The sequence below is a fragment of the Micromonospora sp. WMMA1363 genome, from assembly GCF_030345795.1.
Lineage (GTDB): Bacteria > Actinomycetota > Actinomycetes > Mycobacteriales > Micromonosporaceae > Micromonospora.
Genome location: NZ_JAUALB010000001.1, coordinates 4,518,425 through 4,543,562 on the forward strand (window position 1 = coordinate 4,518,425; position 25,138 = coordinate 4,543,562).

The 25,138-nt window shown below is 67.6% G+C and carries 22 protein-coding genes and 3 pseudogenes; 12 read left to right on the forward strand and 13 right to left on the reverse strand.

Annotated elements, in window-relative coordinates; translation table 11 throughout:
* Window positions 1-61 precede the first annotated feature (61 nt).
* On the forward strand, window positions 62-1,495 hold the full coding sequence (locus QTQ03_RS21135) for an ISKra4 family transposase (protein WP_289280660.1): 1,434 nt from the start codon (window positions 62-64) through the stop codon (window positions 1,493-1,495).
* 430 nt (window positions 1,496-1,925) lie between these two features.
* Here the strand turns inward: QTQ03_RS21135 and QTQ03_RS21140 are convergent, their stop codons facing one another.
* Window positions 1,926-3,173 carry a helix-turn-helix domain-containing protein gene (locus QTQ03_RS21140; RefSeq protein WP_289279546.1) on the reverse strand — a complete coding sequence of 416 codons (1,248 nt, stop codon included), beginning with the start codon at window positions 3,171-3,173 and terminating at the stop codon, window positions 1,926-1,928.
* A gap of 280 nt (window positions 3,174-3,453) precedes the next feature.
* Between QTQ03_RS21140 and QTQ03_RS21145 the strand changes: the two genes are divergently transcribed.
* Genes QTQ03_RS21145 through QTQ03_RS21155 form a run of 3 tightly spaced genes read left to right on the forward strand, consistent with a single transcriptional unit; the run spans window position 3,454 to window position 6,775 of the window.
* On the forward strand, window positions 3,454-5,520 hold the full coding sequence (locus QTQ03_RS21145; RefSeq protein WP_289279547.1) for a C40 family peptidase: 2,067 nt from the start codon (window positions 3,454-3,456) through the stop codon (window positions 5,518-5,520).
* A 41-nt stretch (window positions 5,521-5,561) separates the two neighbouring features.
* On the forward strand, window positions 5,562-5,882 hold the full coding sequence (locus tag QTQ03_RS21150; protein ID WP_502889683.1) for a transposase: 321 nt from the start codon (window positions 5,562-5,564) through the stop codon (window positions 5,880-5,882).
* Window positions 5,879-6,775 (forward strand): IS3 family transposase, encoded by an 897-nt coding sequence (locus QTQ03_RS21155; protein WP_169600148.1) that lies wholly within the window; start codon window positions 5,879-5,881, stop codon window positions 6,773-6,775. The genes QTQ03_RS21150 and QTQ03_RS21155 overlap by 4 nt, the downstream gene beginning before the upstream one ends.
* Window positions 6,776-7,294: 519 nt before the next feature.
* Here the strand turns inward: QTQ03_RS21155 and QTQ03_RS21160 are convergent.
* Entirely contained in the window at window positions 7,295-7,642 is a 348-nt protein-coding gene (locus QTQ03_RS21160) for a YybH family protein (protein ID WP_289280930.1), read from the reverse strand.
* A gap of 118 nt (window positions 7,643-7,760) precedes the next feature.
* On the opposite strand from QTQ03_RS21160, the pseudogene QTQ03_RS21165 reads away from it, so the two are divergent.
* Window positions 7,761-8,640: pseudogene (locus QTQ03_RS21165) on the forward strand (LysR family transcriptional regulator).
* 223 nt (window positions 8,641-8,863) lie between these two features.
* The gene (locus QTQ03_RS21170) at window positions 8,864-9,193 is read left to right on the forward strand and encodes a DUF6244 family protein (protein ID WP_289279548.1); all 330 of its coding nucleotides are present in this window, start codon (window positions 8,864-8,866) and stop codon (window positions 9,191-9,193) included.
* Between the two features lie 74 nt (window positions 9,194-9,267).
* Here the strand turns inward: QTQ03_RS21170 and QTQ03_RS30730 are convergent.
* The 7 genes and pseudogenes from QTQ03_RS30730 to QTQ03_RS21200 all read right to left on the reverse strand — a co-directional run.
* Window positions 9,268-9,403 (reverse strand): annotated as a pseudogene (locus QTQ03_RS30730) (maleylpyruvate isomerase family mycothiol-dependent enzyme); the annotation flags it as partial.
* 127 nt (window positions 9,404-9,530) lie between these two features.
* Window positions 9,531-9,788 carry a hypothetical protein gene (locus QTQ03_RS21175; protein WP_289279549.1) on the reverse strand — a complete coding sequence of 86 codons (258 nt, stop codon included), beginning with the start codon at window positions 9,786-9,788 and terminating at the stop codon, window positions 9,531-9,533.
* A 53-nt stretch (window positions 9,789-9,841) separates the two neighbouring features.
* Window positions 9,842-10,114, reverse strand: a complete 273-nt coding sequence (locus tag QTQ03_RS21180; RefSeq protein ID WP_289279550.1) for a GlsB/YeaQ/YmgE family stress response membrane protein — start codon at window positions 10,112-10,114, stop codon at window positions 9,842-9,844.
* 184 nt (window positions 10,115-10,298) lie between these two features.
* Window positions 10,299-10,520 carry a hypothetical protein gene (locus QTQ03_RS21185; RefSeq protein ID WP_289279551.1) on the reverse strand — a complete coding sequence of 74 codons (222 nt, stop codon included), beginning with the start codon at window positions 10,518-10,520 and terminating at the stop codon, window positions 10,299-10,301.
* A gap of 103 nt (window positions 10,521-10,623) precedes the next feature.
* Window positions 10,624-11,655, reverse strand: coding sequence for a sporulation protein (locus QTQ03_RS21190; protein ID WP_289279552.1), 1,032 nt, complete (start codon window positions 11,653-11,655; stop codon window positions 10,624-10,626).
* Window positions 11,656-11,901: 246 nt separating this feature from the next.
* Complete coding sequence (locus tag QTQ03_RS21195; RefSeq protein ID WP_289279553.1) at window positions 11,902-13,218, reverse strand: hemolysin family protein; 1,317 nt, start codon at window positions 13,216-13,218, stop codon at window positions 11,902-11,904.
* A 418-nt stretch (window positions 13,219-13,636) separates the two neighbouring features.
* Window positions 13,637-14,394, reverse strand: a pseudogene (locus tag QTQ03_RS21200) (transposase).
* 264 nt (window positions 14,395-14,658) lie between these two features.
* Between QTQ03_RS21200 and QTQ03_RS21205 the strand changes: the two are divergent.
* The 3 genes from QTQ03_RS21205 (at window position 14,659) to QTQ03_RS21215 (ending at window position 17,328) form a co-directional block, all read left to right on the forward strand.
* Window positions 14,659-14,967: a DUF4190 domain-containing protein gene (locus QTQ03_RS21205; protein ID WP_289279554.1), complete on the forward strand. Its 309-nt coding sequence runs from the start codon at window positions 14,659-14,661 to the stop codon at window positions 14,965-14,967.
* 249 nt (window positions 14,968-15,216) lie between these two features.
* The gene (locus tag QTQ03_RS21210; RefSeq protein ID WP_289279555.1) at window positions 15,217-15,387 is read left to right on the forward strand and encodes a hypothetical protein; all 171 of its coding nucleotides are present in this window, start codon (window positions 15,217-15,219) and stop codon (window positions 15,385-15,387) included.
* Window positions 15,388-15,972: 585 nt separating this feature from the next.
* Window positions 15,973-17,328, forward strand: a complete 1,356-nt coding sequence (locus QTQ03_RS21215) for a N,N-dimethylformamidase beta subunit family domain-containing protein (protein WP_289279556.1) — start codon at window positions 15,973-15,975, stop codon at window positions 17,326-17,328.
* A gap of 406 nt (window positions 17,329-17,734) precedes the next feature.
* Here QTQ03_RS21215 and QTQ03_RS21220 read toward each other — a convergent pair whose 3' ends face one another.
* Window positions 17,735-18,196: a hypothetical protein gene (locus tag QTQ03_RS21220; protein WP_289279557.1), complete on the reverse strand. Its 462-nt coding sequence runs from the start codon at window positions 18,194-18,196 to the stop codon at window positions 17,735-17,737.
* A gap of 466 nt (window positions 18,197-18,662) precedes the next feature.
* On the opposite strand from QTQ03_RS21220, the gene QTQ03_RS21225 reads away from it, so the two are divergent.
* Window positions 18,663-19,670, forward strand: coding sequence for an NADP-dependent oxidoreductase (locus tag QTQ03_RS21225; protein ID WP_289279558.1), 1,008 nt, complete (start codon window positions 18,663-18,665; stop codon window positions 19,668-19,670).
* Between the two features lie 470 nt (window positions 19,671-20,140).
* Here the strand turns inward: QTQ03_RS21225 and QTQ03_RS30735 are convergent, their stop codons facing one another.
* Window positions 20,141-20,464 carry a response regulator transcription factor gene (locus QTQ03_RS30735; RefSeq protein WP_502889796.1) on the reverse strand — a complete coding sequence of 108 codons (324 nt, stop codon included), beginning with the start codon at window positions 20,462-20,464 and terminating at the stop codon, window positions 20,141-20,143.
* Here QTQ03_RS30735 and QTQ03_RS21235 point away from each other — a divergent pair.
* Entirely contained in the window at window positions 20,411-21,553 is a 1,143-nt protein-coding gene (locus QTQ03_RS21235; protein ID WP_289279559.1) for an IS701 family transposase, read from the forward strand. The genes QTQ03_RS30735 and QTQ03_RS21235 overlap by 54 nt on opposite strands.
* A gap of 121 nt (window positions 21,554-21,674) precedes the next feature.
* Here the strand turns inward: QTQ03_RS21235 and QTQ03_RS21240 are convergent, their stop codons facing one another.
* Window positions 21,675-22,175, reverse strand: a complete 501-nt coding sequence (locus QTQ03_RS21240) for a response regulator (RefSeq protein ID WP_289279560.1) — start codon at window positions 22,173-22,175, stop codon at window positions 21,675-21,677.
* Window positions 22,172-23,443, reverse strand: coding sequence for a sensor histidine kinase (locus QTQ03_RS21245; RefSeq protein WP_289279561.1), 1,272 nt, complete (start codon window positions 23,441-23,443; stop codon window positions 22,172-22,174). Before QTQ03_RS21245 ends, QTQ03_RS21240 begins: the two co-directional genes overlap by 4 nt.
* Window positions 23,444-23,573: 130 nt before the next feature.
* Here QTQ03_RS21245 and QTQ03_RS21250 point away from each other — a divergent pair, with 130 nt between their 5' ends.
* On the forward strand, window positions 23,574-25,064 hold the full coding sequence (locus tag QTQ03_RS21250) for a serine hydrolase domain-containing protein (RefSeq protein WP_289279562.1): 1,491 nt from the start codon (window positions 23,574-23,576) through the stop codon (window positions 25,062-25,064).
* Window positions 25,065-25,138: the final 74 nt, after the last annotated feature.

The following is a 25,138-nucleotide window of genomic DNA, read 5'->3' on the forward strand; positions in this document are numbered from 1 at the left end:
AGAGTACGCATCCGAGACGGCGGACGATGCTTTCGCCGGCTCATCCGTGCGGTTCGGCGCGATGGTGGACTTCCTGTCCGGTGAGCATGCGGCGGGGATGACTCACGCCGAACTGGAGGAGCGGCTGCATACCGATGGCATGCGGTTGCTGTGTCAGTTGTTGCAGGACAGTCTGGATCTTCGTGCCAGTCGGGAGGAACGGCTCGACGAGGTGACCGACGCCGATAGCCATCTGCGGGGGTGGGCCGAGCGGGGGCGGCAGCGGACGCTGGCCACCCGGTTCGGTGAGGTGGTGGTGACGCGTATCGCCTACCGGGCGCGGGCGCGGGCCGATCTGAACCCGGCGGACGCGGTGTTGAACCTGCCCGTGGAGAAGCACTCGCATGGACTGCGCCGGTTGGCCGCGGCCGAGGCGGCCCGCGGCTCGTTCACCGACGCGGCGGCCGCGATTGAGCGGGCCACCACGGTGCGTATCGGGAAACGGCAGGTCGAGGCGTTGGCCGCCGCAGCGGCGATAGATGTGGATGCCTTCTACACCGCCCACGCCCCGGACTGGTCGGCCGATGATGATGTGCTGGCGTTGTCCTTCGACGCCAAAGGGGTGGTGATGCGCCCCGACGGGCTCCGCGCGGGCACCGCCAAGGCCGCGGTCAGCCAGAAACTGGCCGGCCGCCGGTCCAAGGGCGAGAAACGCAACCGCAAGCGGATGTGCGAGGTCGCCGCGGTCTTCGACGTGACCGGCAAGCCGCGCACCATCGCCGACATCCTGCCCGAGGACCCCGAAGCGGCCCAAACTGCTACCCCGGCGCCGGTCACCTCCGGCAAGTGGCTGCACGCCAGCGTGACCGACGACGCCGCGGCGGTGATCGCCGCCGGGTTCGCCGAGGCCGACCGCCGCGACCCCGACCACGCTCGGACCTGGATCGCCCTGGTCGACGGCAACACCCACCAGATCGACCGGATCCACGCCGAGGCCAAAACCCGCAAGATCACCTTGCCGGTTGTTGTGGACTTCATCCACGTCATCGAGTACCTCTGGAAGGCCACCTGGTGTTTCCACCCGGAGGGCGACCCGAACGCCGAACGGTGGGTCCGCGCCCAGGCCCGGCAGGTGTTGGCCGGACGGGCCGGCATAGTCGCCGCAGCCATCCGACGCAAGGCCACCTACCACGGCCTGGACCCCGGCAAACGCAAACCCGCCGATGTCGCCGCCGCCTACCTGCTGGCCAAAAAACCGTACCTGGACTACCCGACCGCGCTGGCCAACGGGTGGCCGATCGCCACCGGGGTGATCGAAGGCGCCTGCCGCCACCTGGTCAAAGATCGTATGGACGTCACCGGCGCTCGCTGGGGCCTCGACGGCGCCGAAGCAATCCTCAAACTCCGCACCCTGATCAGCAACGGCGACTTCGACCAGTACTGGACCTGGCACCTGGCCCAGGAACAACAACGCATCCACAACAGCCGCTACCTCGGCGGTGCCATCCCACAATAGACGATCACCTCAGAGGAGCCGCACCCATTAGATAACGGGCGCAAGTGGTTGGGTTTTCCGTGCTCCGGTCGGCGGCCTGGATGGTCGTCTCAGGCCGGGTAGGATTCCTGTCGGCGTGCTCGTACGCCGTACCTTCTGACCGGCGCCCCACGCGCGTCGGCGACGCGAAGGCGAAGGCGACTCTCTCATCGCGGGCGTGACCGGTGATCGTGCAGCTGGAACCTTCTTCAGCGGCGGCCGCGTGCCAGCGTGGGTGGGGCGTGTCGCCGCCGCGGAGGGATGTTTGTGATGACTGCGCGCGACGGCAGCGGGTGTCCATTAGGGACATCCTTGGTAGAAGCCCAATATTCGATGCGGCGTGGACCAGCGGCGACGTGGCGGGCCGGTCCGGTAGCTCCTCCGACACGTCACGAACGGTTGGGCCGGATGGTTACGGGTTGGGGTAGCGGCACGCCGACCGGAGGGCGTTGGCGCGGGTGGGGGTGTCCAACTCGGTCGCGGATGAGGTGCGGAAGTCACCGTTGATTGCCTGTCCGACGTCGAGGATGTCCGTCGGACCACCACCGCCGAGACACGCCACAGCGGCGAACATCACTGGGATCTCACTGTCCAGCGGTTTGGGCAGTTGGTCCGGCTGCCACGACGCCTCGAACGCTCCGCCGGCTGACTCTGTCAGGGCGATCTGGCTCCACTCCAGCCGGTTTGGTAGGTCGGGGTCGGTGGGGTACCGTGCGGCGAATCCGACGATGTCGAGGTGAACGCCGGTGGCTCGCAGTCGCAGTCCGGTACCCCGGGTGGTGGCGGTCAGGCGGACCGAGGACGGAACGGGTCGTTCCCTGAGACATGGCGACGGGCGCAGCGACGGCGGGGGATTGCCGTGTACGACAGCCGACGCCACCACGCCGCCTCCGGCCACCGTGAACCATCGCACGTCCGGTGTCCCGGACGTCTGGTCGGTGACTGTGTCGCCGATGCAGAAGCCGGTGAAGGTCAGCTCACAGTTTGCGGGCACGGTGGCCAGCTCCGGAGAGTCGAGCGACGCGCCGGAGCGGATGCGGGTCAGCCCCGCGTAGGTGGTGCCGGTGAAGGATGCCGACGGCGAGACCGGCGGGCAGGTAGATCGGGCGGCTGCGGCTGTGGCCTCTCCCGTCGGAGTGGACTGGGTCGGGCGGCTGACGGCTTGCGCCGCCACCCCAGCCACGACGGCCGCCACGGCCACCGCGGCGGCGACGAGAAGCGTCGTCCGCCCCCACCGTCTTGTCCGCTCTGCTGACGTGGCCGTCTCCGCTGGCGTGTCGGACTTCGTCGGCCTTGGACTGGTAGCGGGTGCACCGCCGGGGGCGGGCGCCCCCTGCATCGGGGCGACGGTGGCCGCCGGGGTCGGGTCCGGCGTCGTGACCGGGTCCGGCGGCTGCGCTGCGGCGGCCATCCTCTCCCATTGGGCCCGCCACTGGTCCGGGTCGCCGCCGCAGACGCCGACATAGGCGAGAACGACGTCGAGGCTGGGCTGGCGTCTGCCGGCAGCCGCCTCGGAGAGCGTGGTGGCGCTGAAGCCCGCCTGTTTCGCCATCGCCCGGTAGGTCGGGGCGCCGGCCTCAGCGCGTAGCTGGCGCAGTTCCTGGGCGAACCGGGCGACCGGGCTGACAGTCGGATCGATGGGCCGTTCCCGCCGCGCCATCCATCCCCCTGACCTTCGCCCACGGGCCGCGGCCTGCACCTCCTGCCGCCGCGATGATTGTACGCAGTTGATTGATCAGGCGGCCGCAGCCCACCTGACAGGCGATCGGTCCGATACAAACGCACCGGACGGATGCCTCCGTCCACGACCATGCTTACGCCTGTCCTTGGGATGTGTGGGCGCCTAAGCCGCTGACGGCAGAACATCCTTTGCTGGCGTGAGCCTTGCGACAACGGAGCAACGCTTAATGGCACGAAAAAGACAAACTATCCGGGGTGTGATGATTTTCGTGGCCGCGCTCGTCTGCGTGGCCTCGAGCATGGTGGTCGTGCAGCCGCCCGCGTACGCGGTTACGGCGACCGGCCCCTATCCCGCGAAGGTTGACATCGACGGCCGGGGCAGTATGGACCCGAACGACCGGATCAAGACCGACGCGTACCGCACCGGTGACCCGATCAGCCTGCGTTGCCAGGACACCGGACCGGCGGTGGGTGGCAGTGCCACCTGGGACTACACCACCGACGGGTACTGGATCCCCGATACCTACGTGAAGACCGGCACCGACGGATTCGTCAGTGGGGTGCCGCGATGTCTGGCCATCGGTATCGACGGGTACGCCAACGTCGGTGGCCTGTTCGGCCCGTACCCGGCAAAGGTGGACATCGACGGACGTGGAAGCACTGCGGTCGCTGACCGGGTGCGGACCGATGCGTACCTCGCCGGCTCTTCCGTGTACCTGAAGTGCCAGGACTACGGTGAGTCCGCTGGCGGTAGCACCCTGTGGGACTACACGACCGGCGGGTACTGGGTCCCCGACGCGTATCTCACGACGGGGACCGACGGGCGGATCCCCGGGGTGCCGAGTTGCTCCTCGATCGGTATCGCTGGCGGTGGGGCCAACCCGGGAGGTGGCCAGCAGTTCCTGGCCAAGACCACGCTCAACGGCTACCACGGCAAGAGCCTGTCGGCCAGCCGGATCGAGGATCGCTACGCGGACGGCAGCTACATCACGGTGATGTGCCAGGCGTACGGCGAGACCAACTACGGCGGATCCGCGATCTGGGACTACACCAGCGACGGGCTGTGGGTGGCCGACTACTACGTCAAGACCGGTTCCAGCACCATCGTGACGAACCGGTGTGACGGTGACGGACCGTCCAGCGGCGGCGAGGGTCGATACCTGGCCAAGACCACGCTCAACGGCTACGACGGCAAGAGCCTGTCGGCCAGCCGGATCGAGGATCGCTACGCCGGCGGCAGCTACATCACCATCGTCTGCCAAGCCTACGGCGAGTACCACTACGGCGGATCCGCGGTCTGGGACTACACCAGCGACGGGCTGTGGGTGGCCGACTACTACGTCCAGACAGGCTACACCGACATCATCCTGAAGCGTTGCGACACCGACCCCAAGCCCAGTGGTGGGCCGGGAAACCCGTCCGCGCCGTCCGCCCCAGGCACCGGCAGCGTGGCAACGACCAAGATCCGCGACGCCATCGTGCAGGCCGCGACCAGCCAGATCGGCGTCCACGAGTGGGGTGACAACTGCAACCCATACGGACTCAGCGGCGTGAAGTGCGGCGACCCGTGGTGTTCGATGTTCGCCAGCTGGGCCTGGCGGCAGGCCGGGATCAACGTCTACCTGCCCTACAGCGGGGACTTCTACTGGTGGGGCAAACAGCACGGCACACTCCGGTCGAAGACGAACATCCGGCCGGGGGATCTGGTGCTGTTCGGCAGCGGACCCGGCGCGAGCAACCACGTCGGCGTGGTCTCCTACGTGCTGGACGACGGCAGGATCGTCACGATCGAGGGCAACTGGGGCAATGAGGTGTCCGTGGTCGGACCATGGAATCCGGTCAGCCCCGGCCCGACCCACGAGAACGTCTTCGCGGTCGTCGCGCCGGTGAACGACGACGCCATGGCACACACCAGTGACGCCACCGCCGACAACCCGGTTCAGCTCGCCTCGTTCAAGCTGGACGCGACGCGGGACTGCCTGCTCCAGACGTTCCGCGCCGAACCCACCGTCAACGACCTGCACATGGGGTACATCGACTACCGCTTCGAGATCTGTCGGGGCCGGGAGCCGATTCTGTGGAGCGCCGAGGTCAAGAATGAAGTGACCAGCGGACTCGGGAAGATCATGGGCCACGAGATCGACAACACATCGATCGTACGAACACAGGTTCGTGGCGACGGGAACACCTGGAGCTCCGCCGGCTACCTGGGCAAGTTCGACATCGTCTTCTCGGCGCCGGTCTTCGCCGCCTGGGACTGGCTCGAATGGTCCCGGGTTCCCGTCAACATCCAGTTCTACGCGGTCATTGGGCCTGACCCGGTTTGACGGACATCCCAGCTCAGAGGGGCTGTGTGCTCCTCGGGAGGATGTTCATCATGGAAGGCATGGGCAAGAAACCACGCCGGCCGCGCAGAGCGTTCACGCCGGAGTTCAAGGCGGAGATCGTCGAGGTGTGCCGGCGGGGTGACCGATCGGTGGCGCAGGTCGTGAGGGACTTCGACCTGACCGAGACCGCGGTCCGTGAGTGGGTCAGGCAGGCCGACATCGACGCCGGCACCCGCAGCGACGGGTTGACCAGCGACGAGCGCGACGAGCTGGCGCGGCTGCGGCGGGAGAACCGCCGGCTCCGCGAGGACGTCGACATCCTGAAACGGGCCACGGCTTTCTTCGTGAGGGAGACCCGGTGAACGTGTACCCGTTCATCGAGGCGGAGAAGGCGCGGCCCGACGGGAACGTGAAGCGTTCCTGTGAGCTGCTGGAGGTCTCCCGGTCCGCCTACTACCAGCACCGTGCCGGGCCGTCGCGGCGGGAACGCGACGACGCAGACCTCGCCGCCCGCATCGCGCAGATCCACGCCGACTCGGCCGGCACCTACGGCGCACCCCGGGTCCGCGCCGAACTCGCCGCCCAGGGGCGGCGGCACTCCGGCAAGCGGGTCGCCCGGCTGATGCGGGGCGCCGGGTTGTGCGGCCGCACGCCGAAGCGGTGGCGCACCACGACCGTGCCCGACCCGGGGGCGGCGTTGTCGGCGGACCTGATCCGCCGGGACTTCGACGTCGCCGCCGGCCGGGTCGACACCCGCTGGTGCGGCGACATCACCTACATCCACACGTGGGAGGGCTGGCTGTACCTCGCCACCGTCATCGACATCGCCTCACGCCGGGTTGTGGGCTGGGCGACCGCCGACCACCTACGGACCGATCTGCCCGCTCAGGCGTTGTCCAACGCGATCGCCGTCCGACGCCCGACCGGGCCGGTGATCTTCCACAGCGACCGGGGTTGCCAGTACACGAGTGCGCAGTACGCCCGGCTGGCCGACCGCAACGGGGTGCGGTTGTCGGTTGGTGGGCGGGGTCAGTGCTGGGACAACGCCGTCGCGGAGTCGTTCTTCGCCACGATCAAGACCGAACTGCTCGACCGGAGGGCGTGGCCGACCCGGGCCGCCGCCCGTGCGGCGATCTTCGAGTGGATCGAGGGGTGGTACAACACCCGCCGCCGCCATTCCACCCTGGACTACATGAGCCCGGCCGAGTATGAGGCGACGGCCTATTCCCGCAGGCCAACGAGCAAGGTAGCGTGAGATCAACTTACCGACCCTGTCCGTCAAACCGGGTCAACCCCACATGGACGGGGACTCAATCACCGTCGATGTGGTCGGCTACCAGCCGGGCCCCGAAGGGCGCGCGCGCTACTGGGTGGACATCCATCCGGTGAGCTGACCTGGTTCCGGCCGGCTCCCGGGTGGCAGACACCCGGGAGCCGTTTACCCTCCACTGCGGGTTCACGATCTGCACCGTCCGCGCCCCGGACGCCGTCCTCACGTCCGCACGTACGCCACGCCGACACGATAGAAACCGACCCGTTTGGTGCGTGCCTTCCCGGCCCACACCCCAGTCAGGATCGTGACCGAAGCCGGCTCGGGCAAGGTCAAGCGGATCCGGAACATCCCGCAGTGCGTGTGCAGCCGTGCTCCTTACGCGGGGCGGTGGCGCCGGACGCGCCGAGCGTGACGGGAACGACCCGGTTGCTGGACGGCGACGGGACGGCGCTGGCCCGCCGATACGGCATGTCACGGGAAGGTCGTGCCTACCGCCGGAGTTCACCCGGATGCCGGCCTGGTGAACTCTGGTTGGTCGAGCACTCGCAGCCAGGATCCGTCCGGTTGGCGGCGGACGACCTGCGCGCGAGCGCCCGCGTCGTCTCTTGGCGGTGTCGAAGTGAGGGCGAGATCGCCGGAAACGAGGGTTGGCAGTGGTTCCTCAGGCTCGAAGTGTGGCCTGTTCGCGAGCACCTTCTCCCACATGGCCTGAATCGCCGCACGCCCGACCGTCTGGCCGCCGGGCGGGTAGGCCATGACGGCGTCCTCCTCGTACAGCGCGGCAACGCCCTCGGCGTCGCCAGCGTTGGAGCGTTCGACGAAAAGGCGGGTGATGTCTTCGGGCTTCACAGCTTTCGCGCGGTCTGACACGGCGATCCTCTCGACGCATTTGTCTACGGATCAAGCGTGCCCATCCCGCCCTTAGAAGTCCAACAGATGATTCTTCTAAGGCCTAGAATCTCTGGTTATGGAGCTGAGGCAGCTGGAGTACTTCGTTGCGGTCGCCGAGGAAGCAAACTTCACCCGCGCCGCCGAACGGGTACGGATCAGCCAGTCGGGAGTGAGCGCACAGATCCGTGAGCTCGAACGCGAGCTCGGCGTGACCCTCATCGACCGCTCCACCCGAACTGCAACCCTCACCGATGCCGGCCGGGTCGCGTTCGAACACGCGCGCGCCGCGCTCGCCTCCGCCGGCGCGGTGCGACAGGCCGTCGGCGAGGTGACCGGACTCATCCGCGGCCGCCTCACCGTCGGCATGGTCATCGGATGCACGATCACCCTGTTTTTCGAGGCTTTGGCCGGGTTCCACCGCGCTCACCCAGGGGGTGGAGATCACCCTGCTCGAAGAGAACTCAGTACGGCTTCTCGACGACGTCCGGTCCGGGGCCGTCGACCTCGCGCTCGTCGGCACCGCCGACCCTACTCCGGCTGGGCTGAACACCCTCACAATCACCAGCGAACGACTCGTCGCCCTTGTCCCACCAGAGCATCCGCTCGCGAGGCAGGCAACAGTTACCATCGCTGACATCGCCAACCACCGGCTCGTGTGTATGCCGGAAGGCACCGGCATCCGCACCGTCCTCGACCGCGCCTGCGCCCTCCGCCGAGTTCAGCCGGCCATTGCCGTCCAAGCCAGCGCCGCAGATGCCATCGCCGCCCTCGCCGCTCGCGGGCTGGGCGTCGCGATCCTCAGCGAGTCGATGTCGAGTCACTACGAGAGTCGCCTGCGGGCCCTGCGGATTATCGACATCGAAGATCCAGCCCTGCTGGCCCTGGTCTGGACCGCTACGAAGAGCCCCGCCCTGGATCGGCTGGTCCGACACTGCCATGACACCTTCCGGGTGTAGAACTGCGGGGTAGCGGGCGAGGGCAGATCGACGCACGGGCGGTGGCCTCCGGCTTTGTCGGTATCGGTGGGTTGGCTCGCGTACGGCAAGTGCTCCGGCAGGCTCGGTCTCGGATGGCGCAGGCCGGTGGGATGCTGGATGAGGCATCGCGGTCGGTGGGTGCCGTGGCGCGGCAGCCGTCCCCGCAGGAGACGATCACCGTGCTCACGCCGGTGGTGTCGCGATGACCACTGTTGACGGCCATCTCACCGAGCCGGCGGCCGGCGTCGATGACGCGCGGCGGCTCGTCGCTGCGGTGCTGCAGGGGGGACAGCCCGGTGCGACGTTGTCGCGTCTGCAGCGGGTGCTGCAGGTCGTGGCGGCCGTCCGGACCCGCGGGGCAGAAGCCGGGCAGCACGTCGATCCGGCGCTGGCGCAGGCCCGGCCGGTCGGTGACCTGGGAAACCGACCACGGGCGGTGGCAGCGGCATCAGCCGACCGCCCGCCATGCACGACATCTCCACGACCGCAACCGACGCGCCGGCCCCACCCGGGTGACTGCCCACCTGGGTGACGCAGGCCGCGTCCGACTTGCCTCGACGGCAAGCGAAGAACTCGACCATCGCGAAGATCCGGTTGAGATCCTCGTCAGGAGGTGGCGCGCTCGGTGAGGGTCGCGGATCCGGGACCGGTGAGTTCATCGGGGTCAACGGGGCGACCAGAGACCGCGAGCAGGAGGGCGAGGGGCCGTTTCGCGTACCTGGGGCCCAGATCCACTGTCGATGGGTGGGACTCGTGTCAGGTGTGTAGGGCGGGCAACTCGCGCGACGCGGCGTACGCGCGCAGATGAGATCGATGCGTTCCCGCAGGTCGGCAGCAAGTGCGGACGTGGCGAATGTCTGACCAGTCAGCTATTGGTCTGTTGCCTTCATGCGCTTGACCACCGGCACCGTACGGTTCTCCGTCGGCAGGGCGAACATCGGTTGAAAATGTGCTTCCGCGCCGTCGAGGTTACTCAACGCGAGATGCGCCGTCATCAGGTCGAGCCGTGCCGCAGCGAAGAACTCCGGGCATTGCTCGACGTCCGGCTCATCGTCGAAGGGGCTGATCAGTGTGGCAGCGTCGTGGGTCCGCTGCCGCAGGTGTCCCGGTGCCGGTGCCGACGGCACGTCGCCGGCTCAGCCCGGAAGGGGCTGGGCCGGCGGCGCGGGCGGTGCGAGGGTCAGTGGATCCGGCGGCGGCCGTAGGCGCCGGCGGCGATCACCACACCGATCGCGGCGAAGGCGACCTGGATGGCCAGTTCGATCCAGTCGATCCCGGCGGTGTCGTCGACGCCGAGCGCACCGGCGACGAGGGTGCCGAGGATCGCGGCGACCACGCCGATGAGCAGGGTGAGCCAGATCGGGATGTTCTGCTTGCCGGGTACGACGAGGCGGCCGAGCGCGCCGATGATCAGACCGATGATGATCGCGGTGAAGAAGCCGGTAACTTCCACGAGAGCCGTCCCTCCAGCAGGGTTTGTCGTCAGTTCCGATCATTGCCCATGCCCGCAAGCGTCGAAACCGGTCGCTCCGGCCGGCCCGGACGTCAGCCGGAACAGAGGTGAAGAAGTAGCCGATGCCCGGTGGCTCGCGGGGGTTCTTGTGGGCCGGGCCACCGGGCCGTCCGCGGGGGTGGTGCTACTTCGTGCTGGTGAGGGCGACCAGGGCGTTGGCGGTGCGGAAGTACGGGTTGCGGCCGAGCTCGCCAACGGTGGTGATGTTGAAGGCGTGCTTGAGCAGCTCGGCGTCGCCGTCGCTGACCCCGGCGAGCGCGGAAACCGGGGCGTCGACGATCTCGGTGAGGGTCTCGTCCCGGTAGGCCTTGTCGACCAACTTGGTGAGGTCGGCGGTGACGGGCATGCACACTCCTGCGAGGCTCCGATCGGGCAAACCGATCGGTAACGGAAATATGTTTATCCCAATCACGGCGCGGGTGTTCGATTCCACTGTGGCTCCGAGGCAGTCAGGCCTCCTCGTCGCCGCTCTCGTCGCCGCCGAGGGAGTCGAAGACCTCCTCGGCGACCATGCCGCCGGCGAAGCCGAGCGCCGCGCCGCCCACCACACCGGCGGCGACGGCACCCATGCCGGGACCGCCGTGTCGCTCGTGGTGGTGCTCTTCCTTGTAGTGTCCGTCGGGGTGGCCGTACGCGGCGTGCCCGTAGCCGGGGGCGCCGTAGCCCTGGGCGGGCGGGGCGTAGCCGTACCCGGCGTGCATGCTCTGGTAGCCGTCGAAGGCCTGACGGACCCAGGTGTCGACCTGCGCGGCCCAGTCCAGGCGATCGGCGTCGACGTGGGCGGCGTGGTAACGGCCGAACGAGTCGTGCCCGCCGGTGAACAGGCCGCCGCGCTTGTCGAATTCGAGGACGACGTCGACGCCGTGCTCGCTCGCGACGAAGGTCAGCTCGACCTCGTTGACGGTGTGGGCGTACTGGGGGGCGGCGTAGTACTCGATCTCCTGGTAGAACGGCAGGCTCTGGTGCAGGCCGGAGATGTGCCCGCGTTCCAGGTCGGCGCCTTTGAACCCGAAGCCGAGCCGGCCGAAGGCCTCCAGGAGGCGTTCCTGCACGGGCAGCGGGTGCACGTACACCGGGTCCAGGTCACCCTTGTCGACGGCGCCGCGGATCGCCACCTCGGTGCGCAGGCCCATCGTCATGCCGTGTAGGTGCTGCCCGTACAGGTCGGTCACCGGGGTCTCCCACGGCATCGGCACCCGCAACGGCAGCGACAGGTGCTGGCCCTCGCGTAGGTGCAGGCCACCGGCGACCTGAACGCGGTGGAACTCGACGAGGGCGTCGTATTCCTCCTCGGCTCCCTCCAGCTCCACCCGGGTGACCAGGCCGACGGTGATGTGGTCGATCTCCACATCGTGACTGCCGCCGGTCAGGTTCACCTGCCCGCCCAGCATGAGTCCGGGGCGGGTGTTCGGATTGGACAGGACGGTATCGACGCTGGGGCCGCCCACCCCAAACGCGCCCAGCATCTTCTTGAACACCACGAACCTCTCCCTCGACGACCACGAACGCGCGACACCCGGATTGGTGGAACTTCCACGCGAACCCTCGTGCCACAACGAGATCAACGACGTCCATGATGGATGACGCCGCCTCGGGAAACTACCAAGGCCACCTGGGAGGTAGCTGAATGCATCTGTATGGTTACTTTCAGGTAAGGCTGGCGTGTTCTCTACTGCAGGGTGGGGTTTCCATCCCACCTTTGCGATAGTCGCTGATTCGGCGCCCGTTCAGGGACCCGCCTCGTCCTCGCCGTCCTCGTGGCCGTCGGCGCCCGTCGGCGTGATCCGCAGGCGCACCCGGGTGATGGCCCGCCCCGTCACCTCGGTCACCTCGGCGGTCAGGTCCGGCAGTTCGACCACCTCGCCGGGTGCCTTCGGAATGTGGCCGAGGTGGGCCAGGACCAGGCCCGCCACGGTGGTGTAGTCGCCGGCCTCGAGGGTTTCCTCGTCAAGGTCGATGCCGACGTCCGGCAGGTCATGCAGCGGGAAACCGCCGGACATGAGCAGCGACCCCTCCGGCTCCCGGACGACGGCCTGCACGTCCCGGTCGGTCTCGTCGTAGATCTCCCCGACGATCTCCTCGACCAGGTCCTCCATGGTCACGATCCCGTCGATGGAACCCCGCTCGTCCACGACGAGGGCGAACTGCTGCCGCTGCGACCGCATCTCCCGGATCGCCTCGGTCACCTTCAACGTCTCCGGCAGATACACCGCCGGGCTGGCGTGCTCGGCGACCGGGCCGTCCTGGTCGAGCAGGTCGCGCATGTGCACCACGCCGATGGTGTCGTCGAGGCCGCCGCGGCCGACGACGGGTGCGCGGGTCTGCCCCGACCTGCCCAACTCCCGCAGCGCCTGCGGCGCGGACAGCGACTCGGACAGGCTGACCACCTCGCGGCGCGGGACGAGGATCTCCCGCAGGATCCGCTCGGCAACCTCGAATGCCCCCGAAATGATCATCCGGTGTTCGGGAGTGAGGTTGCGCTGCGCCGCGACCATGTCCCGCAGCTCCTCGGTCGTGATCTCTTCCTGGCGGGCCCGGGGGTCACCACCGCTCAACCGCACCACCGCGTCGCTGGCCTTGCTCAGCAGCCACACCGCCGGACGGGAGAACGCCGACAACGCATCGAGGGGGCGGGCGACCAGCAGCGCCCAGCCCTCCGCGCGCTGCATCGCGATCCGCTTCGGCGCCAGCTCACCCACCACCAGGGTGACGAACGTCAGCAGGATGGTGACGACGACGATGGACACCGGTTCCGCCGCGCCGCCGAGGAAGCCTAAGGGGCCCACGAGCGGCTGGGCCAGGGACACCGCCGCCGCAGCCGATGCCAGGAAACCCGCCATGGTGATGCCGATCTGAATGGTGGCCAGGAACCGGTTCGGGTCCCGCGCCAGCCTCGCCAGCACCCGCCCCGCCCGGGAAGTGCGTTCCAGGCGCTGCAGCTGGCTCTCCCGCAGCGACACCAACGCCATCTCACTGCCCGCGAACATCGCGTTCACCAACACCAACACGATCACGAGCGTGACCTGCACGCCATAGCCACCCACGGCCTGTTCGACGCCTCCCTCGACCGGCCCCCTGGAGCACCAACCGTAGCCGCCCCGCCCACGTCGCCCACGGCGGCTGTCACACAAAAGAGATCTTTCCGTCGGTGATCGGAAATCGGACGCCCGTGCCGGACCTGACCGACCCGCCTTGGCGGCCGCCTGGAGCGTCGAGTGTTCGTCCTCGCCAGGCTCTCGACGTCGGCGGCATCGCCGCCCAGACCGCCGCCGTCGCGGTCGCCGACGCCGCCCACCGGCGTGCCAACCTCGAACACTCTGCCCGCACCCGTGTCGAACTCGCTCTGCTCGGCGGGCCAGATCGTGTGAACGCATCCTCCGGCCAGCCCGGCCACAACAGGCAGCCGGTGTCAGCGCGAAGGGATGGTTCGAACAGTTCTAGACGAGTTGTTCCGAATGTCGGTCAGTGGTCGTAGGCGATCAGTGATCGGGTGACGGGTGCGCCGGTCTTGGTGTTGTGCCAGATCGCGGCGGTCATGGCCAGGAGCCGTTGAGCGACCCGGACGGCTACGCCGGCGAAGGTGATGCCCTGTTCGGCCAACTGCCGCTCGAACGGCCTGGAGGCGAAGCCCTTGTCCGAGATCAGCAGGATCCCGTCGTGCTCGGCCACCACGTCCGCCTCGATCTCCAGCATCATCGCGAGGACCTCCCGCTCGCCGATCTTCGGGTTCGCCAGGGCCCACAGGATCGGCATCCCGGTCGGGGTGCACACCAGGTACAGCCGTAGACCCCAGAAGAACCGGGAATGTGAGGCGCAGTAGCCGTATCCGGCCCAGCCGGCCAGGTCCGAGCGTTGCGCGGTCGGCCGCGACATCCCGCACGGGATGGGGGTGGAGTCGACGATCCAGTGGTTGTCGAACCAGAAGTCACTGTCGCGGGCAGGTCCCGGATCACCTTCTTGACCAGCGGAAGCGCCGCGCGGAGCCGCTTGTTGTAGCCCGACCGTTGCGGCAGGTAGGGAAACATACCGGCGAGATGGACGCGGGCGTAGCGGATCCAGTGTGCTTCCGAGCGGGCCCCGAGAAGGACCTGCGCCACGGCCAGGCACACCAACTCGGAGTCGGTCAACAGCGGCGGCCGGCCTCGCCACCGGGGCGTGCGGATGCTGTCGTCGATCTTCACGTACAGTGCGGTCAAGAGGGTGTCCAGGTCTTGCGTCACAACATGATCATGGGCACCCTCTCTTCACGCCCACACATCGACCCCTGACTTCGGAACTACTCGTCTAGCGGTCCAGGCTGCTGCCCACCTGTCCTCGCTCACGCAGGTCCCGCTCATGCTCGGCGGTCCGGGCGTATTCGACTGAGTCCGCAGTGACGGCGATGTGCTGGGAGCATTGCCGGTGCCGTGACAAGGAACGGTACCCTGGCGGGCCGGTTGCAGGTCCTTCGCACACCAACTCTCTGCCATCCCCCGGAGGGCAACATGACAGACCAACCGCCGACTCAGCAACCCCTACCGAACCCGACGTTGGGCCACCCGCCGTATCCGTCCTATGCGTACCCTGCGCCGTTCAACACCTATGCGATCCTCGCGTTGATCTTTGGCGCTATGGTGTTCCCGCCGTTGGGCATCTACTTTGGCAACAAGGCCAAGGGCCAGATCGCACAGACTGGTGAGCGCGGAGTCGAGCTTGCCACCGCCGGTGTCATGGTTGGCTGGATTTTCACCATCCTCTACGGGCTGTTCTTCATTGTCTGGTGCGGCATGGCTGCGGTTCTCCTCAGCTTCTAACCAGGGGTGCAACCCTGAGGTGAGTCGCTCATCAGGCTCCGGGCACGCCCCGGGTGCTGCCTGCGGAATACCCGCCGGTCGGCGAGCGGATCGACGCGGTCGTCCAGGAAATCAGCCGGCACCCGCCGGTCTTGATACGCCTCACGATACGTACGTCCGCCTCGACGGGACTCCCGCGCCACTGGGATCTGGCCCGACTACGTGGAACGCCTCATCACCGTCCAGCCCGTCGGCTCGACCGTCCATCCCGTGTCGCCTCGCCGCTGCGGCGAGATCCTGGACCAGGCTGCCACCGTGCCCGGCGCGCGGCACCTGCCGCCCAGGGTGGAGGGCGCCGACGGACGCGACCGTGCCCTCGGCACGGTCCACCGCATCGCGGCTGACGTGCTGGGCCTGTCGGCCAAGGCTCACATTCAGTGACAACGACCAGTCAGTCCGTCACGAACCCGCCGGAAGACCTCCAACCCGACGCGTTGCACAGACCAACTCGATGATTCATCGAACCACTCGCTCAGGCCAGGTGCCGGCGGAATCGCTCGGACCGTGTCCGCCCTGCCTCCCGCTGCGGCAATTCCGATAAGGTCAGGACGTGATCGAGTCCCAGCGCGGCGCCGTGCCGTGCAACGACGGTCGCGAGTTCGACACCTCGCTCGCCCTGTCGTTCGCCCAGTCACGGCTGCTTTCAGGGGCTCGCGAAACGGCTACGGCCCTGGCACTGGTATCCCTCGGATACCAGTGCCAGGGGTCGGTTGCCATCGAGGCCGTCTGTGAAGGATGGAGAGCGTGACGAATGGGCATGATGCCGGCCTGGGCGGTTCTGGCTGGTCCCGCCGCGCGGCGTTCACTGCGGTTGGAGTAAGTGGTGCGCTGGCGGTGGCCGGTTATGGGGGACATTTGCTTTTCGAGCGGGTTGCAGCTCTGAGGCCGCGGGTCGACCCCTACTATTCGGGGGATCAAGCGGTACCATCGACCTCATCGGGGCCACAACCGATCCCTGGAACCAATATGGTGGTGCGGGAGAACTCCCAGCCGGGCACGCCGGGCTTCAGTCTCTCGGGGAAGCGGTTCGGCGACGACAAAAAGGCCCAGATCGCCGGATATGCGTCGTCGACCAGTGTAGCGCCTGGTGAGGACCTGGACTTTCATGTCTCGGTCGCGACGGCTCAGGAGTACCGGATCCACGTCTACCGTGTTGGGCAATACGGCGGGAGCGGTGGACGCCTGATCGCGGTGAGTCCTTGGCTGCCCGGTCACACGCAGCAGGCGCCCATCGTTGACCCCGAGACCCGGATGGTTCGTTGCGGCTGGACAGCCGGCTGGCGACTGCGGGTGGGCCGGGACTGGGTGAGCGGCTACTACCTGGCGTTGCTGACCAATGCCGCAGGTTGGTGCCGGTGGGTCCCGTTCCTGGTCCGCGATCCGGGGAGGCCCGCTGCCGGGCTGGTGATCGTGCCGACCAGCACCTACCAGGCGTACAACATGTGGCCGTACGACCAGCGCACCGGGGCGAGCCTCTACTATGGGTTCGACTCGTCCGGCCGGAAGGTCTCGTCCCGTCGCGCGGCGGCGGTCAGCCATGACCGGCCCCACACGGGCTCCGGTGTCCCCTCTCAAGCCACGCAGGACATCGGCTTCACCCAGTGGATCGAGCGCTACGGCGCCGACGTCACCTATGCCAGCAGCGAGGATCTGGACGGGGGGCGAGTCGACCTGACTCGGTATCGGGCGGTGATCTTTTGCGGCCATGACGAGTACTGGACTGTGGCGATGCGCCAGCGGGCGGTAGCCGCCCGGGACAGCGGAACCAGCCTCGTCTTCCTGAGCGCCAACAACTGCTACTGGCGTATCCGCTACGGCTTATCGGACCGAGCACCTGATGGGCGAATTGTCGCCTGCTCCAAGAGCATGCCGCGCGCTGGCCAAGACATTCCGCTGATGACTCAGTGGCGGCACGCCGGTAGCCCCGAACAAACGTTTATCGGAGCTCAATACGTGAGCATGGTGGACGGCTACGCGGACTTGGTGGTCCAGGACAGCGGGCACTGGTTCTGGGCCGGAACGGGCGTGCGGGATGGTGACCGGATTCCTCGCGTTATATGGGGTGAGGCGGACCAGGTGATGCCGGATGTCCCCGTGCCTTCGTCCCGAGAAAACGGGGTGCTTGCCAGTTCCCCATACGTCCGTAAGGGTAATCAGCAGCACGCGCACACGACGCTTTACCGCGCACCGTCGGGGTCTTGGGTATTCGCCGCCGGGTCGATGGGATGGACGGCGGCATTGCAATCGGGGGAGTCCGCTGACGAGCGGATCCAACAAGCCACGCGGAACCTGCTGGACCGGCTCCTCTCCGTTTCTAGGTGAAGTGTGCACAACTAACGATATCGTGCGCAATGGGAAGGTTGGTGGCGCCGGTCCGGCATGGGTGATGATCTTCGGGTCGATCCGGCGGGCGCGTCGTGTGTTCAGCCATTCTGCGTTCATTGCGATCTCTCGCCGGCATCTGCATCTGCTACGAGCCGAGGTGCATCCGGTTTGGCTGGCCGGGCGGGAGGCAGGGTTGTACGCCCTTCGGGGTTGGCCGCGCCGGCGGCGGGCAACGAGACGCGCGTCCGGCGAACGTGAGCCATCCCCATCTGCCGCCGACCGCGGGGCCCACCAGCCGCTACCGCCCTACCCTGCAGATGACGGTGCGTTCGATCAAGCCTCATGGTCGTGGTGAGCCGATCGCGTGCGGGCGGGCCTTGGGCTCGTCCGCACGCGAGCCGGGTCAGCGGAAGAGGCGGAAGAAGGTGCGCATGTCCTGGACGAGCAGGTCGGGTGCTTCCATGGCGGCGAAGTGTCCGCCTCGGTCGAACTCGGACCAGTGCATGATGGTGTTGCCGCGTTCGGCGTAGTGGCGGATGGCGATGTCCTCGGCGAACACCGCGACGCCGGTGGGGATCTGGCTGGGGGTGGGCCAGTTGCAGGTGTGCATGCTCTCGTAGTAGATGTTCGCGGCGGAGCCGGCGGTGCCGGTCAGCCAGTACAGCATGACGTTGGTGACCATCCGGTCCCGGTCGACCGCTTGCTCGAGCAGGTCACCGTGGGTCCATTCCTTGAACTTCTCGACGATCCAGGCCAGTTGCCCGACCGGCGAGTCGACCAGTGCGTGCGCGAGGGTCTGCGGACGGGTCGCCTGGATCTGGAAGTATCCGTTGCCCTCGCCGAGGAAGGCCCGCATCCGCGCCACGCGGGCCTGCTCGGCGTCGGTGAGGGCGGCCAGTTCGTCCTTGCGGCGGACCAGCAGCCCGGTGACGGCGCCGAAGAAGCAGCCCGAAGACCGCGTCCCCGACTGGCGCGATCCCGCGTACGCCGAACGCGGTATCCACTCGCGGTCCCGCAGTCATTCATGCCCTTGCGAGCGCCCAGGTCGACAAGCACCTGTGGCAGTTTCCCTGTCGCCGCGACGCGGCGTTCGCTCGATGGGAGAGCCGGTGCGCCGCGGGATGTCCCTGGTGCTTCACCGGAGGATGAGCCTAAATCCGTCCGCGACATCCGCCAACGTGACAATACTCTCGAAGTGCTCCAGACGCTTCTCCGTTACGGTGGCCAGGTGACGCTCGTGCGTGCTTTCGATGGTCGACAACGCTCCGGGCTCGATCGGTATCCGTCAGACCCACGCCGTCCGCGTATGTCGGTGACCAGCAGGAGGTTCGATGTCGGTGACGAACCGTCAGATCCGCTTGGCAGCACGCCCTTCGGGCCTCATCCAGCCCGGTGACTGGGAGCATCGCTCCGTACCGGTCGAGGAGCCCGGTCCGGGCCAGTTCGCGGGCAGGACACGCGTGATTTCGCTCGACCCGGCCATGCGGCCCTGGCTGGACGACCGCCCTTCCTACCTGCCTCCCGTGGGGATCGGCGAGGTGATGCGGGCGGGTTCCGTCATCGAGGTCACGGCGTCCCACCACCCCGACTTTCAGCCCGGTGACCACGTCGTCGGTAGATTTGGCGTCCAGGAGTACGTGGTCTCCGACGGTAAGGGCGCTATGAAGATCGATACCACGCTCGCCTCACCGTCGACGTATCTCGGTGCTCTCGGCACGCCAGGCATGACGGCGTACTTCGGCCTGCTGGACGTCGGCGCGCTGAAGGATGGCGAAACCGTCGTTGTCTCCGGCGCGGCTGGCGCGGTCGGCACCATGGCCGGTCAAATCGCCAAGGTGCGGGGGTGCCGCGTCGTGGGTATTGCCGGCGGGCCCGAGAAGTGCTCGCTGCTCACCGACGAACTGGGATACGACGCGGCGATCGACTACCGTGCCGCTGACGTCAAGCAGGCACTCCGCGAGAGTGCCCCGAACGGCATCGACGTCTACTTCGACAACGTCGGAGGAAGTATCTTGGACGCGGCGCTCAGCAACCTGGCGATGCACGCTCGGGTGGTGATTTGTGGGGCGATCAGCCAGTACAACGACACCACGTCGGCGCAGGGTCCATCGAACTACACGTCGCTGCTCATACGGCGCGCGCGGATGGAGGGCTTCGTGGTCTTCGACTACGCTGAGCGCTACCCACAGGCGGCACAGGAAATCGCCGGCTGGATCCGCGCCGGCCACATCAAGATCAAGGAGCACGTGGTTCGGGGCACCGTGGATGACTTCCCCGGGGCTCTGCAAATGCTGTTTCGCGGCGAGAACGTCGGCAAGCTCGTTCTGGAACTGGCATGACCTGCCAGGCCGCCGGCCGCGTACGGTTCAACCCGGATCGCTCCATGCGTATCCTGCTTTCTGGGCGACAACGGCGCGGCCTGGCGAGGCGGAATCCGGGTGCAGCGCACGCCGACATCCCCTGCGGGCGGGCGCCTGGCGGGACAGCGCTGCCCTGGGTGTGAGCTCGTGTAGGGCTGGGTGAGGTGCTGTGAGGTCGTCACCTCACCCATGACCGCCCTTCTCATCTTCTCCCGAGCCAGGCGGAGCACCAGCCGGTGGATCGAACGGAGCGTTCGTGGCCGTCCGGGCCGGCGCGGGCGTCGTCCATGCCGGCGGGGTGACCAGATGGCGGTTCCAGCGCAGCACGGTCTCCGAACGTTGCGGGTGCCGAAACCTTGTCCGTGCTGTTCGGGCGGCCCTTCTGGTGTTCGTGGAGGAGTCTGCCGAGTCGGTCCAGAATCCGGTTCCGACACGAGTTCGGGTCTACGTTACGGGTGGTCGGCGAGGCCCTTCTCGTAGGCGTAGATTACGGCGTGCACGCGGTCGCGCAGGCCAAGCTTCATGAGAATCGCGCGGACGTGTGTCTTGACGGTGTTTTGGGTTAGGTAAAGAGTAGCGCCGATCTCTCGGTTGGACTGGCCTGCGGCCATCAGGCGGAATATCTCGGACTCGCGCGGCGTCAGTGCTGTTAGTACTGCAACGGCGGGTCGTGGCTTCGGGTGCTGATCATTCGTTGGTTGGTTGTGGTGGATGCGCGGGTGGTCGGGTCGTGGGATGCCGGGTTGGAGGAGTTGTTCTTCCGGTTCGCGCATCGGTTTGAGCGGGTGGAGCCGCGGCGGCGGGCATGGGCGTATGTGCGGGGGCTACTGGCACCGTTGGAGCGGCGTAACGGCTGGACCCTCGCGGAGCAGGCTGGGCATGTGTCGCCGGACGGGTTGCAGGGCATGTTGTGCAGCGCGGCGTGGGACCGGGACGCGGTCCGCGATGACGTGCGCGATTACGTGGTGGACCAGATCGGCGATGCGGCCGGGGTGCTCATCGCTGACGAGACGGGGTTCGTCAAGAAGGGCCGTGCGTCGGCGGGGGTCCAACGGCAGTATTCGGGTACGGCGGGCAAGACCGAGAACTGCCAGATCGGCACGTTCCTGTGCTACGCCACGCCGCGGGGTCGGGCGTTGATCGATCGGGAGTTGTACCTGCCCAAGTCGTGGACCGGTGATCGGGACCGGTGCCGGCGCTCGGCGATCCCGGACGCCGTCGGGTTCGCGACCAAGCCGCAGCAGGCGCAGGCCATGCTGGAGCGGGCGGTCACCGCGGGGGTGCCGTTTTCGTGGTTCACGGCCGATGAGGCCTACGGGCAGAACCCTGGCCTGCGGGGCTGGTTGGAGGATCGGGACATCGCGTACGTGATGGCCACCCGACGCGACGATCGGGTGCCCTCCGGGCTGCACACCACCACCGGTGTCGACGAGCTGATCGGCAGGGTGCGTGCGGGCGCGTGGCAACGACTGTCGTGTGGTGACGGCGCGCACGGGCCGCGCCGCTACGACTGGGCTCGGCTGCCGATCCGCCGCACCTTTGCCCACGGCCGCCGCGGCTGGGTCCTGGCCCGACGCTCGATCACGGATCCCGGCGACATCGCCTACTACGTCTGCTTCGGCCCCCGCGGCACCCGACTACGCGACCTGGTGCGGGTCGCCGGTAGCCGTTGGTCGGTGGAGGAATCGTTCCAGACCGCGAAGAACGAGGTCGGCCTGGACCAGTACCAGGTCCGCCGCTACGACGCCTGGTACGCCCACATCACCCTCGCGATGGCCGCCGCCGCGTTCCTCGTCGTCACCCGCGCCCTCGAAGCCGCAAAGGGGGCACCACCGCAAACGAGCGCAGCCAGATCCCGCTGAGCAGCAACGAAATCCGCCGCCTGTTCGCCCACCTCGTCCTGACCACCCGCCGTCGAGCCGACCACATCCTGCGCTGGTCCGACTTCCGCCGTCGCCGCCAGGAACAAGCCCGAGCCGCCCACTACCGCAAACGACTCAAACCGCCATAAGTCACGACCCGCCGTTGCAGTATTAGTGCATTCGGTTCAGGCGTGGGTGCTCGCCTGAGAAGCCCGATGATCTTCGCGGCTACGCCGGCGGCTAGTGCGGAGGTCCCAGCCGCGACGTCGAGCACGGCCTGCCGGAGGGCGTCGGGCCGGGTGTCCTTCGTCAGGTATCCGCTCGCGCCTGCCTGAATCGCGGCGATGACGAGATCATCGGCGTCGAAGGTGGTGAGGATCAGCACTCGCGTCGTGGGTGAGATTCGGGTGATCTCTTTGGTTGCGCGGACGCCGTCCAGCCCGGGCATCCGGATGTCCATCAGGACCACGTCGATGCGGTGTGCCCGGACCACGTTGACGGCGGCCCATCCGTCGCCGACGTCGTGGGTCACCTCGATCTGCGGGCTGACTGCCAGCAGCGTCGCGAGTGAGGCCCGCAGCACGTCCTGGTCGTCGACGATGAGGACTTTGACCGCAGTCATCGGCCAACCTTCGCAGGCAGGCGTGCCTCGACGCTCCAGCCCTTGCCCGGCTGCACTCTGAATGTGCCGCCGGCGGCGTGGACGCGCTCTTGAGCCCCTATGAGCCCGGACCCGGGAGCGTTGGCGTGACGCGTCCCGCTGCCGCCGTCGTCGTGTACCGTGACGACGACGTGCGTGGATTCCCACCTCAGGCGGACCTGTACGTCGACCGGTGGATGCAGGTGGCGGAGTGCGTTGGTGATGCTTTCCTGCACGACGCGTACCAGGGCCGCCTCGGCATTGATCGACAGGGCCCGCCGGGCGCCCGTCTCCGTCAGGCTGACGGAGTGCAGTGGGGTCGCCGCCGCCTCGACCAGGACTGGCAGGGCGTCCATGGAAAGCGGCAGATCTTGTGCGGTGAGTCCCTTCGCGCCCAGCACCGCCAGCATCGCGCGCAGACCGTCGAGGGCGTCCCGCCCGGTCTCGGCGATGTCGGCGAGCTCATGACGCGCGCGTGTGTCGCCGGTCGTCGCTGCTGCTGCCTCAACTCGCGCGACCATGACCGTGATCGAGTGTGCGATAACGTCGTGTAGGTCGCGCCGGATGGTGGCGCGCTCAGCGTCGCGCACCGCCTCGGTGTGTGCTCGCTCCACGGCTGCGGCCAGCTCCCGCCGCCGGGTCACCGCCACGGCCACACCCCACACCGTCAGGACGATGCCGGCCAGGACCGCCGCCTCAAGCACTCGGGCCCAGACCGGCACCCATAGCGGCATCCGGTGCCATTCGAGGAGTTCGGCGAGACCAACTCCGACCAGGCTCGTGACGAGTACGCAGACACGCGCACGGCGGTCCCCGGTCCTGGTCAGGTGCCACCCCGTCAGCAGGAAACACGCCGCCGACGGGAACGCCGTCGGCGGCCACCCGGGCATCGGTGTCAGCACGAGGCCCAGCATCGCCAGCGATGTCGTGACGAACCCAGTCCAGGGTCGGTGCCTCGCCAGCACAACGCCGGTGTGTAGGCCCACCGCCGCAAGCGCCACCGTCGTGACCTGCCAGGGTCGGCCGCCGCTGTGATGGATGACGAACAGGCTGGCCAGTGATGCCGGCGCGAGAATGAGGTGGGCGCCCAAGGAGACACGGCCCCAGCTGTCGCGGTCGCCGAGAGCAGGATCGTGTTGGGTGTCCATTTGATGCCTCATCGATTTGCGTTCATGCCCAGGCGGCGCGAGGACAACTGCGGACTTCAACCAGATTGCAGCGACAGCCTGCGGGAGGGCGTGGTCCGCCAATGGTAGCAATCGGCGCGCTACCCGGTCTCACCCCGAAGAGTGAGGCGGCCGCCGAGCCAGGACGTCTAGCGTCCCGAGCATGAAAGCCAGGTGGTCAACTGTCGTTCGTGCGTCCGTCAGCGTCGCCGTGATGGCGATGTCGGTCATGTTTTTCGGGCCGGCGGGCGCCGTGTACGCGGACACCGAAAGGTTCCCCGAACAGCACGTAGAGGAGTATCGCGCAGTCTACGGGGCGCCCGGTGTCGCCGCCGCGGTCATTGACAACGGTGTCCTCCAGAAGGTCGTCAGTGGCCGCGATGGAGACGGGCAGGCCGTGACGTCGCGGACGCGGTTCCGGGTTGCCTCGATGAGTAAGTCGATGACAGCGGCCGCGATCATGCTCATGGTCAAGCGGGGGGCGTTCTCGCTGGACGAGCCGGTTGCGCGGGTGCTGCCGGAGTTTTCAATGGATGATTCCCGGTACTCCACGATCACGGTGCGACATTTGCTGAACCACAGCTCTGGGCTGTCACTGCGCACCAACGACGAGTACGCCTTTCCGCCACCACACAGCGCAGCCGACGTCGTCGCGGGCCTGACCGTCAAGAAACTCGCCGCCGACCCGGGAACCCGATGGGAGTACCACAACACCAACTACGCGATTGCGGCGCGCATTGTCGAAGTGCACTCCGGGGTCGGGTTTGACGAGTTCCTCCAGACCGAGCTGTTCACCCCACTGGGGATGCGCGATACGACGGCGACCGAAGGATGCTCGGACCCGGTCGACGGGCTGGCCTCGGGGCACGCGGTGGTGCTGGGCATCGCCGTGACGGTTCCTGAGATGCCTGGCATGTGCGTCGGTAACGGTGGCGTCGTCTCGACGCTGGACGACATGATCCGGTGGGTACAGTTCAATCAAGGCGCACTCGACAGTGACCTGCTCAACGAAGGTCTGCTGGCACAGATGCACACCCCTCAGTCCGGCGATTTCGGATTGGGGTGGCAGGCACGAGCGGTCGGTGACGAGGCGTCGCCGTCTCTCGTGGCGCATGGTGGCACCCTTGCGACTTGGACAGGGGACATGGCTTTCTCGCCCGGTACCGGCGTCGCCGCGATCGCCCTCACCAACAGCGGCGGGGCGCCGAGCACACTGACGACGAACTTGGTGGCCGAGCGGTTGGGGCTTGCACAGACACCCCTGAACAACCCACTGGCGGTCGTCAATGCCGTACTGCTTGCGCTGACGGTGATCGTCGCCCTGCTCCTGGTGATTGCCGTGGTGCGCGCGCCACGGTGGGCGACTGGCCGTCATGCGGCGTCGCGGCCCTTCGTCGTGGCGCGGCTGACGCCGATCGCCCTACTGACGACCCTCGGCCTTTTCCTCCCGACGTTGGTCGGGGCGCAGGCGGGTGTCTTCAACTTCCAGTACTGGATCGTCGTTGCCTGGCTGATGCCGTTGCTGGCTCTCTTCTCACTCGTGTGCCTTGTGCTCGGCGCCACCGCGCTCGCTCGCCGGATCTGGTACTACCGGCGCGGACGGCGAGCAGACACTGTGCCTTCCGCAAGTACGTCCACGCCGCTTGGAGCTCCTAACGAAATGATGTTGGATGCGTCTTCGGGACGTGAGGGTCGTTCTGTCTGAACGTGAGGAGGGGTGAGCAGCCGGCGTGGGTCGTCTCGGCCCGCCGTTACGTCACGGCGACCTGCGCTGTTGCG

What these genes read in the sequence shown, in the direction of transcription:
- QTQ03_RS21135 (WP_289280660.1), top strand. Translation starts at nt 62, where the DNA reads ATGGTGGACTTCCTGTCCGGTGAGCATGCGGCGGGGATGACTCACGCC.
- QTQ03_RS21140 (WP_289279546.1), bottom strand. Translation starts at nt 3,173, where the DNA reads ATGGCGCGGCGGGAACGGCCCATCGATCCGACTGTCAGCCCGGTCGCC.
- QTQ03_RS21145 (WP_289279547.1), top strand. Translation starts at nt 3,454, where the DNA reads ATGATTTTCGTGGCCGCGCTCGTCTGCGTGGCCTCGAGCATGGTGGTC.
- QTQ03_RS21150 (WP_502889683.1), top strand. Translation starts at nt 5,562, where the DNA reads ATGTTCATCATGGAAGGCATGGGCAAGAAACCACGCCGGCCGCGCAGA.
- QTQ03_RS21170 (WP_289279548.1), top strand. Translation starts at nt 8,864, where the DNA reads ATGACCACTGTTGACGGCCATCTCACCGAGCCGGCGGCCGGCGTCGAT.
- QTQ03_RS21185 (WP_289279551.1), bottom strand. Translation starts at nt 10,520, where the DNA reads ATGCCCGTCACCGCCGACCTCACCAAGTTGGTCGACAAGGCCTACCGG.
- QTQ03_RS21205 (WP_289279554.1), top strand. Translation starts at nt 14,659, where the DNA reads ATGACAGACCAACCGCCGACTCAGCAACCCCTACCGAACCCGACGTTG.
- QTQ03_RS21215 (WP_289279556.1), top strand. Translation starts at nt 15,973, where the DNA reads ATGGTGGTGCGGGAGAACTCCCAGCCGGGCACGCCGGGCTTCAGTCTC.
- QTQ03_RS21225 (WP_289279558.1), top strand. Translation starts at nt 18,663, where the DNA reads ATGTCGGTGACGAACCGTCAGATCCGCTTGGCAGCACGCCCTTCGGGC.
- QTQ03_RS30735 (WP_502889796.1), bottom strand. Translation starts at nt 20,464, where the DNA reads ATGCGCGAACCGGAAGAACAACTCCTCCAACCCGGCATCCCACGACCC.
- QTQ03_RS21240 (WP_289279560.1), bottom strand. Translation starts at nt 22,175, where the DNA reads ATGACTGCGGTCAAAGTCCTCATCGTCGACGACCAGGACGTGCTGCGG.
- QTQ03_RS21250 (WP_289279562.1), top strand. Translation starts at nt 23,574, where the DNA reads ATGGCGATGTCGGTCATGTTTTTCGGGCCGGCGGGCGCCGTGTACGCG.